The sequence below is a fragment of the Micromonospora sp. DT43 genome (genome assembly GCF_049841645.1).
GTDB lineage: Bacteria > Actinomycetota > Actinomycetes > Mycobacteriales > Micromonosporaceae > Micromonospora.
In genome coordinates, this window is record NZ_JBNCKR010000011.1 from 62,270 (window position 1) to 75,212 (window position 12,943).

At 73.2% G+C, this 12,943-nt stretch carries 15 protein-coding genes; 11 read left to right on the forward strand and 4 right to left on the reverse strand.

The window, feature by feature from the left end:
- Positions 1-5 precede the first annotated feature (5 nt).
- From pafA to ACLQ26_RS23790, 3 genes are all read left to right on the forward strand, one after another.
- Entirely contained in the window at positions 6-1,364 is a 1,359-nt protein-coding gene (gene pafA / locus ACLQ26_RS23780; RefSeq protein WP_007459930.1) for a Pup--protein ligase, read from the forward strand.
- A 67-nt stretch (positions 1,365-1,431) separates the two neighbouring features.
- A complete protein-coding gene (locus tag ACLQ26_RS23785; protein WP_363689439.1) occupies positions 1,432-1,635 on the forward strand; it encodes a hypothetical protein in 204 nt (67 codons plus the stop codon).
- 176 nt (positions 1,636-1,811) lie between these two features.
- Positions 1,812-2,954 carry an oxalate decarboxylase family bicupin gene (locus tag ACLQ26_RS23790; protein ID WP_425746534.1) on the forward strand — a complete coding sequence of 381 codons (1,143 nt, stop codon included), beginning with the start codon at positions 1,812-1,814 and terminating at the stop codon, positions 2,952-2,954.
- A gap of 162 nt (positions 2,955-3,116) precedes the next feature.
- On the opposite strand, the gene ACLQ26_RS23795 is transcribed toward ACLQ26_RS23790, so the two are convergent.
- Positions 3,117-4,202, reverse strand: a complete 1,086-nt coding sequence (locus ACLQ26_RS23795) for a DUF3866 family protein (protein ID WP_425746535.1) — start codon at positions 4,200-4,202, stop codon at positions 3,117-3,119.
- A gap of 55 nt (positions 4,203-4,257) precedes the next feature.
- On the reverse strand, positions 4,258-5,310 hold the full coding sequence (locus tag ACLQ26_RS23800) for a cation diffusion facilitator family transporter (RefSeq protein ID WP_425746536.1): 1,053 nt from the start codon (positions 5,308-5,310) through the stop codon (positions 4,258-4,260).
- A 127-nt stretch (positions 5,311-5,437) separates the two neighbouring features.
- Here ACLQ26_RS23800 and ACLQ26_RS23805 point away from each other — a divergent pair, with 127 nt between their 5' ends.
- The 6 genes from ACLQ26_RS23805 (at position 5,438) to ACLQ26_RS23830 (ending at position 10,350) form a co-directional block, all read left to right on the forward strand.
- Entirely contained in the window at positions 5,438-6,436 is a 999-nt protein-coding gene (locus ACLQ26_RS23805) for a helix-turn-helix transcriptional regulator (RefSeq protein WP_425746537.1), read from the forward strand.
- Positions 6,433-7,476: a helix-turn-helix transcriptional regulator gene (locus ACLQ26_RS23810; RefSeq protein WP_425746538.1), complete on the forward strand. Its 1,044-nt coding sequence runs from the start codon at positions 6,433-6,435 to the stop codon at positions 7,474-7,476. The genes ACLQ26_RS23805 and ACLQ26_RS23810 overlap by 4 nt, the downstream gene beginning before the upstream one ends.
- Positions 7,477-7,486: 10 nt before the next feature.
- Positions 7,487-7,732, forward strand: a complete 246-nt coding sequence (locus ACLQ26_RS23815) for a hypothetical protein (RefSeq protein ID WP_425746539.1) — start codon at positions 7,487-7,489, stop codon at positions 7,730-7,732.
- A 180-nt stretch (positions 7,733-7,912) separates the two neighbouring features.
- Positions 7,913-8,227, forward strand: coding sequence for a Sec-independent protein translocase subunit TatA (gene tatA / locus ACLQ26_RS23820; RefSeq protein WP_007459946.1), 315 nt, complete (start codon positions 7,913-7,915; stop codon positions 8,225-8,227).
- A gap of 18 nt (positions 8,228-8,245) precedes the next feature.
- Positions 8,246-9,196, forward strand: a complete 951-nt coding sequence (gene tatC, locus ACLQ26_RS23825; RefSeq protein ID WP_425746540.1) for a twin-arginine translocase subunit TatC — start codon at positions 8,246-8,248, stop codon at positions 9,194-9,196.
- A gap of 269 nt (positions 9,197-9,465) precedes the next feature.
- Positions 9,466-10,350, forward strand: coding sequence for a diacylglycerol kinase family protein (locus ACLQ26_RS23830; RefSeq protein ID WP_425746693.1), 885 nt, complete (start codon positions 9,466-9,468; stop codon positions 10,348-10,350).
- Here ACLQ26_RS23830 and ACLQ26_RS23835 read toward each other — a convergent pair.
- Positions 10,313-11,224 carry an EamA family transporter gene (locus ACLQ26_RS23835; protein ID WP_425746541.1) on the reverse strand — a complete coding sequence of 304 codons (912 nt, stop codon included), beginning with the start codon at positions 11,222-11,224 and terminating at the stop codon, positions 10,313-10,315. The two genes, ACLQ26_RS23830 and ACLQ26_RS23835, sit on opposite strands and share 38 nt — an antisense overlap.
- Before the next feature lie 158 nt (positions 11,225-11,382).
- Here ACLQ26_RS23835 and ACLQ26_RS23840 point away from each other — a divergent pair, with 158 nt between their 5' ends.
- A complete protein-coding gene (locus tag ACLQ26_RS23840; RefSeq protein ID WP_425746542.1) occupies positions 11,383-11,688 on the forward strand; it encodes a hypothetical protein in 306 nt (101 codons plus the stop codon).
- The gene (locus tag ACLQ26_RS23845; protein ID WP_425746543.1) at positions 11,685-12,083 is read left to right on the forward strand and encodes a PIN domain-containing protein; all 399 of its coding nucleotides are present in this window, start codon (positions 11,685-11,687) and stop codon (positions 12,081-12,083) included. Before ACLQ26_RS23840 ends, ACLQ26_RS23845 begins: the two co-directional genes overlap by 4 nt.
- An 18-nt stretch (positions 12,084-12,101) precedes the next feature.
- Here ACLQ26_RS23845 and ACLQ26_RS23850 read toward each other — a convergent pair whose 3' ends face one another.
- A complete protein-coding gene (locus ACLQ26_RS23850) occupies positions 12,102-12,872 on the reverse strand; it encodes an HAD family hydrolase (protein WP_425746544.1) in 771 nt (256 codons plus the stop codon).
- Between the last annotated feature and the right edge of the window lie 71 nt (positions 12,873-12,943).

The following is a 12,943-nucleotide window of genomic DNA, read 5'->3' on the forward strand; positions in this document are numbered from 1 at the left end:
ACACCATGGAGCGGCGAATCTTCGGCCTCGAGACCGAGTACGGCGTCACCTGCACCTATCGCGGGCAGCGGCGGCTGTCCCCGGACGAGGTCGCGCGGTATCTGTTCCGTCGCGTCGTGTCCTGGGGTCGGTCGAGCAACGTGTTCCTGCGCAATGGGGCCCGGCTCTACCTGGACGTCGGGTCGCATCCGGAGTACGCGACACCGGAGTGCGACTCGGTGACCGACCTGGTGGCCCACGACCGGGCCGGCGAGCGGATCCTGGAGGGGCTGCTCGTCGACGCGGAGAAGCGGCTGCACGACGAGGGCATCGCAGGTGAGATCTACCTGTTCAAGAACAACACCGACTCGGCCGGCAACTCGTACGGCTGCCACGAGAACTACCTGGTCTCGCGGCACGGCGAGTTCGGTCGGCTCGCTGACGTGCTCATCCCCTTCCTGGTCACCCGGCAGTTGATCTGTGGGGCCGGGAAGGTCCTGCAGACCCCGCGCGGCGCGGTCTACTGCCTGTCGCAGCGGGCCGAGCACATCTGGGAGGGCGTCTCCTCGGCGACGACCCGCAGCCGACCGATCATCAACACCCGCGACGAGCCGCACGCGGACGCCGAGCGTTACCGGCGCCTGCACGTGATCGTCGGTGACTCCAACATGAACGAGGTCACCACGCTGCTCAAGGTCGGCACCGCCGACATCGTGCTGCGGATGATCGAGGCCGGGGTCGTCATGCGGGACCTGTCGCTGGAGAACCCGATCCGGGCCATCCGCGAGGTCTCGCACGACATCACCGGTCGGCGCAAGGTGCGACTGGCCTCCGGCAAGGAGGTCAGCGCGCTGGACATCCAGCAGGAGTACCTGTCCAAGGCCACCGAGTTCGTCGAGCGCCGTGGCGGTGACCAGGCCGCCAAGCGGGTCGTCGAGCTGTGGGGCCGGGTGCTCAACGCGGTGGAGAGCGGTGACCTGGAGCCGGTCTCGCGCGAGATCGACTGGGTCAGCAAGCTGCGGCTGATCGAGCGCTACCAGCGCAAGCACGACCTCCCGCTGTCGCACCCCCGGGTCGCGCAGATGGACCTGGCGTACCACGACGTGCGCCGTGGGCGTGGCCTCTACGGGCTGCTGGAGCGTCGCGGTGAGGTGGACCGGGTGGCCACCGACCCGGAGATCTTCGAGGCCAAGGAAACCCCGCCGCAGACCACGCGGGCGCGGCTGCGCGGAGAGTTCATCAGGCACGCCCAGGAGAAGCGGCGCGACTTCACAGTCGACTGGGTGCACCTGAAGCTCAACGACCAGGCGCAGCGCACCGTGCTCTGCAAGGACCCGTTCCGGGCGTACGACGAGCGGGTGGAGCGGTTGATCGCCAGCATGTGACGGGTGTGCCGGCCTCGTCGGTGGTGTACGCCGACGGGGCCGGCCGGCCCGGTAGGCTGGGCGCGCCATGACGACTTCTGGACCATCCGACCGCTCCGAGCGCTCCGAGCGCGGCACCGAGCGGCAGAACTGGGTCGAACGCCGGCGGGAGAAGATCCGCGCCGAGGTCGACCGCAACAGGCGCGGCGACTACACCGTGCCGACGTGGGTGCTGGCCCTGGCGCTGGTGCTCATCGTGGGCGGCTGGCTCGCCCTGATCTTCCTCTCCTGACCCCGCCGTCCGAGCCCGCCTTCGGGTGTCGCTCGGGTGGTCGTCCGTGACCCATCGGGGCCAGAGGTTGGCCCGGCCGGGTCGCGTCGACGGGTACCCGCTCGCCGTCGCCGTCGCGGACGGGTCCGCCCGCCTCTCGCGTCGACGACACCGACGCGACGACGCGGGAGGCGATCATGGACGACGAACCGAAGGTGCCGCAGCCGGAGCGCGGTGGCGGAGGCTGGCAGGACCCCGGGCCGCGCGACGTGGTCCGGGACCGGCAGAACCCCGACCTGCTGACCCCGCCGAGCACGGACGCGGGGACACTGCCCAACCTGCGGTTCTCCTTCTCCGACGCGCACACCCGCGTCCAGCGCGGCGGCTGGACCAGAGAGGTGACCGTACGCGAGCTGCCGATCGCCACCGAGCTCAGCGGTGTGGACATGGCGCTGGAACCGGGCGGCTACCGGGAGCTGCACTGGCACAAGCAGTCCGAGTGGGCGTACGTGTCACGCGGCAGCGCCCGGATCAGTGCCGTCGACCAGGAGGGCCGTAACTTCCTCGACGACGTACACGCCGGTGACCTGTGGTTCTTTCCGCAGGGGGTGCCGCACCACATCCAGGCGCTCGACGAGGGCGTGGAGTTCCTGCTGGTCTTCGACGACGGGGCGTTCACCGAGAACGGGACGTTCCTGATCAGCGACTTCTTCGCGCACACCCCGAAGGATGTGCTGGCCAAGAACTTCGGGTGGCGACCCGAGCAGCTCGACTCGATCCCGGAGCGGGAGAAGTACATCTTCGCGGGGCAGGTGCCGCCGCCGCTGGACCGCGACCGGGTGGTCAGCCCGACCGGGGACGTGCCCCGCAGCCTGAGCCATCGGCTGCTCGCGCAGCAGCCGCAGCGGTTCGCGGGCGGTCAGGTCCGCATCGCCGACGTCGCCCAGTTCCCGGCGGCGACCACGATCTGCGCCGCGCTGGTCGAGGTCGACCCGGGCGGGATGCGCGAGCTGCACTGGCATCCCACCGACGACGAGTGGCAGTACTACCTCTCCGGCCACGGTCGGATGGGCGTGTTCGCCAGTCAGGGAGTGGCCGGCACCTTCGACATGCGCTCCGGCGACGTCGGGTACGTGCCGTTCGCGTACGGCCACTACATCGAGAACCTCGGCACGGAGCCGCTGGTCTTCCTGGAGATGTTCCGCAAGCCCCGGTTCGAGTCCGTCTCGCTGACCCAGTGGATGGCGAACACCCCGGCCCAGGTCAGCGCGGACACCCTCAACCTGCCCCGAGAGCTGATCGAGGCCCTACCCCGCGACCAACGCCCAGTAATCCGCTAAACCCACCCACCCCCCCCAACCCACTCGCGTTGATCATGAAGTTATTGCCACGACACGCCGAGGAGGCGGGCAATAACTTCATGATCAACGGGGCGGGGGCGCCCGTGGGGCGGGGGGCTGGGGGCGGGGGTGGGGGTGGGGTGGGGGTGGGGCGGGGTGGGGTTAGGGGATGTGGGTGGTGGCTTGGCGGCCGGCTGCGGCCGCCGCCATGAAGTAGGCGTGGTCGGCGTCGAGGTTGCGGCCCATGGTGGACAGCGGCACGGCGCTGGCGCGCAACGCGTCGTCGAGGCCGGCGGTGGGCACCCGGACGATCCGGTGCCGGGCCGCCAGCGGCGCCAGCGCCGCGTCGACCTCGGCGGCGAGCGCCGGGTCCAGGTCGTCGGGTACCACCAGCTCCGCCGGGGCGAGCGCCACTCGGCCGTACGCGGTGAGGCTGTGGTGCGACACGCCCCGGTGTCGGGGGCGGGGGTCGGCGTCGGAGATGCGCAGTGAGCCGACCGGCCGGCCGCCGAGCGTGGCGATCGCGTTTACCGCCTCGCCGACGGCGACGCCGGAGAAGCCCCAGCGGGTGCCGGTGCCCAGGTTGCCGGGCCCCTGGGCCACGATGGCCACGTCCGCCTTCAGCACGTGGCGGGCGGCGAGCAGGCCGCCGTGCAGGGTGGTGGCCTCCAGGTCGCCGCCGAACGCCTGCCCGACGGTGATCGTCCCGGCCAGCTCGTCCCGCAGCCCGGCGAGAGTGCGGGAGAACCAGGCCGGCAACGCCCCGCCGTCGGTGAGCAGGTACGCCACCCGGGCTCGTGGGGCGTCGGCGCGGATGCCGGCCAGGATCGCCGGCAGCGCCGAGTGCAGGTCGGCGGTGACCACAGGCATTCCGCCCAGGTCGTCGGCGTCGGCGAGGACGGCGCGGTGTGGGCTGGCCTCCTCGTCGACGCCGAGCAGGATCGGCTGCAACGGGGTGTAGCGGGCCTTGACGAGGTGCCCGGCGTCGCGGGTGTCGGCGGCGTCCGGCGGGTCCGGCGGCAGCCGGTCCGGCAGGGCCACCACGAGGGCGTACCCGCCGGTGCCCAACCCCATCAGCAGCGCACCCGCGTTGAGCAGCACCCGGTCACCCGGCTCGGGCGTGCCGACCAGCTCGGGATAGGCCAGTGCCCGCATGCGCGTGCCGTCGGGCAGGTCGACGTCGAGTTCCACCGCCCCGGTCCACTGCCGCCGCAGCGCCGCCACCGTCCCCGCCCGCCATCGCACCATGACGGGCACGCTAGCCGCGCGGACCGGCCGGCCCGCGCCCGGGTCAGCCCGTCCCTCAGCTGGGGTCGGGTTCGCCGCCGGCGTCGGCGCTGGGCCGGGCCTGGGTGGGGTCGGGTTCGCCGCCGGCGTCGGCGCTCGGCCTGGCCTGGGTGTGGCGGGCCTTCCCGGGGGCGCCGGGCAGCGAGCGGGTGGGATCGAGGAAGACGTAGCGGATCTCCGGGTACCGCCCGGTGAGCCGCCGCTCGGCCTCGTCGGCGGTGGCCTCGATGGCCGCGCCGGTGGCCTCGTCACGGAAGTCGACCTTCGCGGCGACGAGGATGTCGTCCGGGCCGAGCTGCATCGTCAGCAGGGTGTCGATCCGCTCCACCTCGGGCAGCCCGGCCAGGTCGTGCTCGATCTCGCGGCGCAGCCGCTCCGGGACGGCCCGACCGACAAGCAGCGACAGGTTGTTGCCGGCCAGGATCCCGGCGACGGCCAGCAGCAGCAGCCCGATCAGGATCGACGCGACGCCGTCCCACACCTCGTCGCCGGTGGCCTGGGACAGGCCGACGCCGAGCGCGGCCAGCAGCAGACCGATCAGGGCCGCGCTGTCCTCCAGGAAGACCGCCTTGACTGTGGTGTCGGCGGTCAGCCGCAGGAACCGGCGCGGTGTCGTCTCCCAGCGCGCGGACTCGCGGCGAACCTGCCGCACTGCCCGGGCCAGCGAGATCGACTCGATGACGAACGACACCGCCAGCACGATGTACGAGATCAAATAGTCGCCACTGTGCTCGTGCACGAGGATCGTGGTGACACCGTGGGTGACGGCGAAGCCCGCACCTGCCACGAAGGTGAACATGGCGGCGAAGAACGCCCAGACGTAGCTCTCCTTGCCGTACCCGAAGGGGTGTCGCTGGTCGGCCGGGCGTGCCCCGCGGCGCAGCGCCTGGAACAGCAGCACCTCGGTGGTCGTGTCGGCGACCGAGTGCGCGGCCTCGGAGAGCATCGCGGCCGACCCGGAGATCAGCCCGGCGACCAGCTTGGCGATCGCGATGGCGAGGTTGGCGGCGCCCGCGACGACCACCGTGCCGACGCTCTCGCTCTCGGTCTTCATCCCGGCTTGCGACATGAGGGCAACCCTATGACCGAAGCCGTCGTCACGCCGCTCGGGTGGCGCGACACCCCGGATCCGAACAGATGTGCGGCACGCCCGCGTGGGTGCACGCCTGTGCCGCGTCGGCTGCTAGCGTCTACCCGTGTCGCGGACCCGCACCGAACGCCTGGTCAACCTGGTGATCTGCCTCCTGTCCACGCGACGGTTCCTGACCGCCGCGCAGATCGCCGCGACCGTGCCCGGCTACGAGCACGACCCCGACGACGCGCGCGACCACGAGGCGTTCCAGCGCAAGTTCGAGCGGGACAAGGCCGAGCTACGCGAGCTGGGCGTTCCGCTGGAGACCGGCACGGCAAGCGTCTTCGACGCCGAGCCCGGCTACCGCATCGCCCACCGCGAGTACGCGCTGCCCGACATTCCCCTGGAGCCCGACGAGGCCGCCGCGGTCGGCATCGCCGCCCGCCTGTGGCAGCACGCCGGCCTGGCCGCCGCCGCGTCGTCCGGGCTGGCCAAGCTGCGTGCCGCCGGGGTGGACGTCGACCCGCAGGCCACCCTCGGGCTGGAGCCGATGGTCACCGTCGACCCGGCGTTCGCGCCGCTGACCGCCGCCGCCCGGGACCGTCGCGAGGTCGGGTTCGACTACCGGGTGCCCGATCGGGACGCCTCCACCCGTCGCCGCCTGCAGCCGTGGGGCGTGGTCTGCTGGCGCGGGCGGTGGTACGTGGTCGGCCACGACCTGGACCGCGCCGCGACCCGCTGCTTCCGCCTGTCCCGGGTGGTCGGCGCGGTCCGGCTGACAGGCGCGCCCGGCGCGTACGAGCCGCCGGCCGGCGTCGACCTGATCAGCCACGTGGCCCGCTGGTCCGGGCCGGTGGAGCGCACCGGCCGAGCCACCGTGCTCGCCGCGCCCGGGCGGGCCGCCGGCCTGCGCCGCTGGGCCGTGGAGGTGACCGCCGGGTCGGAGGGCGACCGGCTGGTCCTGCCGTACGCCGACGCGGACGGGTTGGCCGGCCAGCTCGTCGGGTACGGGCCGGACGTGCGGGTGCTCGACCCGCCGGAGGTCCGCGAGGCGGTCATCCAGCGGCTCAAGGAGATCGCCGCCCGGCACGACGAGCTGGCCGTCTCCGGGGGTGCCCGGTGACCCGCCCGGCCGCACGCGGCGCTTCCCGGGCCTCCGCCGACCGGCTCGCGCGACTGCTCAACCTGGTGCCCTACCTGCTGGCCCGGCCCGGCATCGAGATCGCCGAGGCAGCCGGTGACCTGGGCGTCACCGAACGGCAGCTCCGGGAGGACCTGGAGCTGCTGTGGGTGTGCGGGCTTCCCGGTTACGGCCCCGGTGACCTGATCGACATGGCGTTCGACGGCGACCGGGTCACCATCACCTACGACGCGGGCATCGACAGGCCGTTGCGGCTCACGCCCGACGAGGCCCTCGCGCTCGTGGTGGCGCTGCGGATGCTCGCCGAGACCCCCGGGGTGGCCAACCGGGAGGCCATCGAGCGGGCCCTGGCCAAGATCGAGGACGCCGCCGGTGACCTGGTGGGCGCGCCGGTCGCGGTCCGGCTGCCCGGGGACACCCGGCGGGTCGAGGCGCTGCGCGCCGCCGTGGAGGGCGGCAGGGCGCTGCGGATCACCTACTACACGGCGGCCCGGGACGAGACGACCGAGCGCGTCGTCGACCCGCTGCGGATGTTGATGGTCGGTGGCCGGGCGTACGTGGAGGCGTGGTGCCGCCGCGCGGAGGCGGTCCGGCTGTTCCGGGCCGACCGGATCGACGCGATCACCGAGCTGGACGAGCCGGCCACCGTTCCGCCGCAGGCCGTTCCGCACGACCGCACCGAGGGTGTCTTCCGGCCGTCGCCCGACCTGCCGCTGATCACCCTGCGGGTAGGCCGCAGCGAGCGGTGGATCACCGAGTACTACCCGTGTGAGCGGGTCGAGGCCGGCGACGGGGACCAGTGGCTCGTCTCGCTGCGGGTGACCGACCTGGGGTGGGCGCGGCGGTTCGTGCTGGGCCTCGGCCCGGATGTCACAGTTGTCGCCCCGGGCGAGCTGGCCGAACAGGTCCGGGCGACCGCGGCCGCCGCCCTCGACGCGTACGCCGTGCCCGTGTCCGCTGTCCGGGCCCCGGCCGATTCCGTGCCGTCGGGCGATCCGGCGGTGGCCGCCGGCACCCAGTAGGCTGACCGGCGTGCTGATCTGGATCGTGCTCGCGGTGGTGCTGCTCCCGCTCGTGGTGTTCGCGCTGGCCGTCCGCCCGGTGCTGAGCCGGCTGCCCCAGCTGCGGCGCGCCGCGGTGGCGTTGCAGCGACGGGCCACCGAGGCGGAGGCGCTGCGGGAGTCCGCCGAGGCGTTGCAGCAGCGCGCCGAGGGTGTCCAACGCCAGCTCGACACCGCCCAGCAGCGACTCGCCGTGATCCAGGCCAAGCGCGGCTGACCGACAGCCGTCGGCCACCGCCGGCACCCGGCCGGGTGGCGATGGTTGACTGATCATCGCGGTTGGTCAAGACTTCACCGGCCGGGCCCTGATCATCATCCCCGGCAGGTGGCATTCGGTTCATCCGCACGTACGATGGGCTGCGTACCACCCCCGGACACAGAGCGACTGGAGCTTCTCATGGGTGCCCTCAAGCCGTGGCACATCGCCGTTCTCGTGGTTGTGCTGATCCTGCTCTTCGGTGCCAAGCGGCTCCCCGACGCGGCCCGCTCGCTGGGTCGCTCGCTGCGGATCATCAAGGCCGAGACCAAGAGCCTGCAGGACGACGACCGCGACCTCGCCGAGAAGGCCGACGCGCAGGCCGGCTACCAGCCGCTGCCGCCGCACGCCGGCCAGCAGGCGCCGTACGCCGGGCAGCCGCAGCAGGCGCCGTACCAGCAGGCGCCGGCGCAGCAGCCGGTCGTCGACCCGGTGCACCGCGTCCGCGACAACTGACCGAAGGGCCCCACCACCGTGGCCTTCGCACTGCGTAAGCGCGGCCCGAGCACGTTCGAACGGGCCGCCGACGGCTCGATGACGCTCATCGAGCACGTCCGTGAGCTGCGCAATCGTCTCTTCCGCGCCTCGCTGGCGATCCTTGTCGGCTTCGGCTTCGGCATCTGGCTGGCCGAGCCGGTGCGGCATCTGCTGTCGCAGCCGTACTGCGACCTGCCGGGGTCGAAGGACGCGTCCGGCAAGTGCCTGTTCGTCCAGCTCGGCCCGGCCGACCTCTTCCTGTTGAACCTGAAGATCGGCCTCTGGGTGGGCCTGATCATCGCGGCGCCGATCTGGCTCTATCAGCTCTGGGCGTTCATCGCTCCCGGTCTGCACCGGCACGAGCGGCGCTACGCCTACGCCTTCACGGCTCTGGCAGCACCGCTCTTCGCCGCCGGTGCGGTGCTGGCGTTCTTCGTCACCACCAAGGGCCTCGAGTTCCTGATGAACGTGTCCGGCGATGACATCCAGACCACCCTGGAAGTCACCCGGTACATCTCGTTCGTCACCAACCTGATCCTGCTGTTCGGGGTGGCGTTCGAGTTCCCGCTGATCGTGCTGATGCTCAACTTCGTGGGCATCGCCAGCGCGAAGCGGCTGCTCAGCTGGTGGCGGGTGGCGATCTTCGTGTTCTTCGCGTTCTCCGCAGTCGTCACCCCCACGCCGGACCCGTTCGGGATGACCGCCCTGGCGGCCTGCCTCTCCGCGCTCTACTTCGCGGCGGTAGGGGTGGCGTTCATCAACGACCGGCGACGCGGGCGGGGCAAGGAGGTCTACGCCGGTCTCGACGACGACGAGGTCTCGCCGTTGGAGTTCGACGCGGACCCGGTCGTGGCCGGGCAGCGGGTCGACGCGACCGCCCCGGTCGGCGCGCCCGAGCCGATCGCCAAGCCGGCGCCCATCGAACGCCGCTACGACGACATGACCTGACGGCCCCGCGCCGCCTGGTTCACCGACGCCGTCCCCGCCTGCCGGGGGCGGCGTCGTCGTCGGGTCACCCCTGCTGCGCTCACCCGTCGCGTCGACGGCGGAACTGATCGTGACGTCGCCCGCCCCGGGTGAACGGGGGGTGTCCGACCGGTACGGTGCTGCCCGTGACCGCAGACGATCACCTGCCCGGCCCGCCCACCGATGGCCCGGTCGAGCGCACCCCGGCCGTCGGCGGCTCGGTCGATCGCGTCCGGGATGAGGGTGGCCCCGTGGCCGTGCTCGCCAATCCGACCGCCGGCCGGGGACGGCACCGGGCCCTTCTGCCCCGGCTGCTGGACGGGCTGGCCGCCACCGGCCGGCCGGTCCGACTGCTGCCGGCGTCCACTCCGGCCGAGGCGGAGGCGGCGTGCCGGAGCGCGGTCGCCGAGGGCGTCGGCGCGCTGATCGCGGTCGGCGGGGACGGCACCGTGCACCGGGCGATGCAGGCGGTCGCCGGCACCGACGTGCCGTTCGGGCCGGTGCCGGCGGGCACCGGCAACGACTTCGCCCTCGACACCGGCTTTCCGGCCGATCCCGTCGCGGCCGTGGCGGTGATCGCCGAGGCGCTGCGCGCGGGCCAGACCCGCCCCGTCGACCTGGCCCGGATGACCGGTGCCGACGGGGCCGTGCGCTGGTACGGAGCTGTCCTCGCGGCGGGCTTCGACGCGATAGTCAACGAGCGCGCCAATCGGATGCGCTGGCCGCGCGGCCCCCGCCGCTACGACCTGGCGATCGTGGCCGAGCTGGCCCGGCTCCGGCCGCGCCGCTACACGCTGCGCCTCGACGGGGTGCCCCACGAGCTGGACGCGGTGCTGGTGGCGGTGGGCAACTGCCCGACGTACGGCGGTGGGATGCGGATCTGCCCCGACGCCGACCCGACGGACGGACTGCTCGACGTGGTGGTGGCCGGCCGGGTCGACAGGCGGACCCTGATCCGGGTCAAGCCGCGCATCTACCAGGGCACCCACGTGAGCCACCCCCTGGTCACCAGCTACCGGGCGCGCACCGTGGAGCTGGCCGCCGACGGCATCGTCACGTACGCCGACGGGGAACGCTCGCTACGCCTGCCGGTGACGATCACCGCCGTGCCGGGCGCTCTGCGGCTGCTGCTCTGACCCGTACCGCGCCGATGCTGGCAGCGATGACGAGCGCGATGGCGGCGCACTCCAGCAGGCTCAGCTCCTGCCGCAGCACCAGCCAGCCGGCGAGGGTGGCGATGGCCGGGCCGAGGCTCATCAGCACCGCGAAGGTGGCGGTGGGCATCCGGCGCAGGGCCAGCAGCTCCAGGGTGTACGGCAGCCCGGAGGCCAGCACCGCCAGGGCCGTGCCGAGCGCCAGGACCGTCGGATCGAGCAGCTCCGCGCCGCCGTCGACGACGCCCAGCGGCAGGGTGACAAGCGCGGCGAGGGCCAAGGCCAGGGCCAGCCCGTCCGCGCCCGGGAACCGGCCGCCGACCCGCGCGCTGAGCACGATGTACGCGGCCCACATGGCGCCCGCGCCGAACGCGAAGGCCACACCGGCCGGGTTGAGCCGGTCGAAGCCGCCCTGCCCGAGCAGCGCCACCCCGGCCAGCGCCAGTCCTGCCCAGCACCAGCTCGCCAGCCTGCGGGCGGTGAAGACGGACAGCGCCAGCGGGCCGAGCACTTCCAGGGTCACCGTCGGGCCGAGGGGGATCCGCTCGATGGCCTGGTAGAACAGGGAGTTCATGCCGGCCAGCGCCAGCCCGAAACCGCCGGCCGCCAGCCAGGCCGAGCGGTCGTGCCCGCGCAGCCGGGGCCGGCACACGACGAGCAACAGCACCGCCGAGATCGTCAGCCGCAGGGTGACCGCCCCGGCCACCCCGGTACGCGGAAAGAGCAGCGCGGCCAGGGCGGAGCCGAACTGCACCGACAGCGCCCCGCCGAGCACGAGCCCCACGGCGACGACGCCACCACGCCGCTCCGGTGGCGCGTCGGTCGGGGTGGGCAGCAGGGTCTCCGTCACGCGCATGACGCTAGGCGGTCGCCTCAGGCAACTCCCCAGCGGTGTCCACGGCAGCGGGCGGCGCTTGCGGGCGGGCTTCGACGGGCGGGCCGCGTGGACGCCTGAGCGCCAACACGGGCCGCAGATAGTCGCCAACCCGGTGCTACCGGCGTACGGTCTCGGGTATGACCAGCGCCATGCGGAAACTGTCGATCTCCGTGCCCCCGGACGTGGCGGAACGTCTGGAGCACGAGACGAACGCCAGCGCGTACATCACCCAGGCCGTCCGGGACCGCATGCGCCTGGACGCACTGGACGCCGAGCTGGCCCACCAGGGCATCCAGATCACCGAGCAGGGCGTGGCCGAGGCGCGTGCCCGCCGTGCCGCCGTCGAGGCCGAGTGGTCGCCGGAGCGCCGGGAGGCCCTTCGCGAGCGGGCACGCCGCCACGCGCTGAACGCCGCCGGCACCGTCGAGCAGCCGGCTGCGTGACTCCGGAGGACGACCGGCCGATCCGGCTCGTGCTGGACCGCTCGGCGCTGCTGGCGTACCTGGCGGGATCGGTGCATGTCGGGGAGCCGCTGCACGAGGTCATCCAGGACCGCAACCGGTTCGGCGTCACCGCCGTGACCGCGGCGGAGACGCTGGCGATCGTCAGCGATCCGAAGGAGCGGGCGACCCTGCACCGACTGCTGAACCTGGACGCCTGCGAGGTGCTCCCGACCGAGGGGCACTCCTGGCACGAACTCAGCTTCTGGCGTACGGTGACCGGCCGTGCCGATCTGGCCACCACGGCGCTGGCCGTCCTCGAACACGACGCCTCCATCCTGACCGGGGAGGACCGGTACGGCGACGGTGACCTGCCGGTGATCCCCATCCCGAACTGACCGCCCAGGAGCTGTGGGTCAGGTCGGCAGGGCCAGGTCCAGGACCGCGCCGAGGCCGTTCTCCCGACCAGGGTCGGCGGCCGGCAGCACCAGCACCGCGCAGCCGGCCGCGACGGCGCCCGCGTCGGCAGGTGTGTCGCCGACCATCAGCGTCTGCTCGGGGTCGACGCCGAGCATTCCGCAGGCCCGCCAGAAGATCGCCGGGTCGGGCTTGCAGCGTCCCACCTCGTACGAGAGCGCGAACGCGTCGACGAGGTCGGTCAACCCCCAGGCGTCGAAGTGCGGTCGCAGGTCGAAGCCGATGTTGCTGACCACACCCACCCGCACACCGGCCTCGCGCAGCGCGGCGAGGGTGGGTGCGGTGTCCGGGTACGGCAGCCAGCCCTCGGCGACGAGCAGCCGCTCGTAGAGCGCGTCGGCGAAGCCCTCGATGCCCGCGTCCACGGTCTCGGCGAGCCCCGTGTACGCCCCCCGGTGCGCGTGCGCGTAGAGGTCCCGGTCGGCCCACAGCTCGGCCAGCCGGGGCGGCACCCGGGCCGGCAGCGGGCCACCGGCGCGCCCGGCGGTCAGCAGCCGGTCGGCAAGCGAGGTCGCCCGGACCCGGTCGAGGGTGACCCCGCACGCGGCGGCCGCTTCCATGACCCACTGCCGGGGCTCCTCCACCTGGGCCAGGGTGCCGTGGAAGTCGAAGAGCACCGCCTTGACGGGCCGTCGGGACGCCCGGGGTGCGCTGGCATCGGCGACGCTGCCCGGCGGACTGGTCTGGGGCGGTTCGGCATGGTCCGGCACGCCGTGCACCCTACCGACCGCCCCCGACGGCCCCTCCGCACGGCCTTGTCGGGTGTCCTGTCCCGGCACGC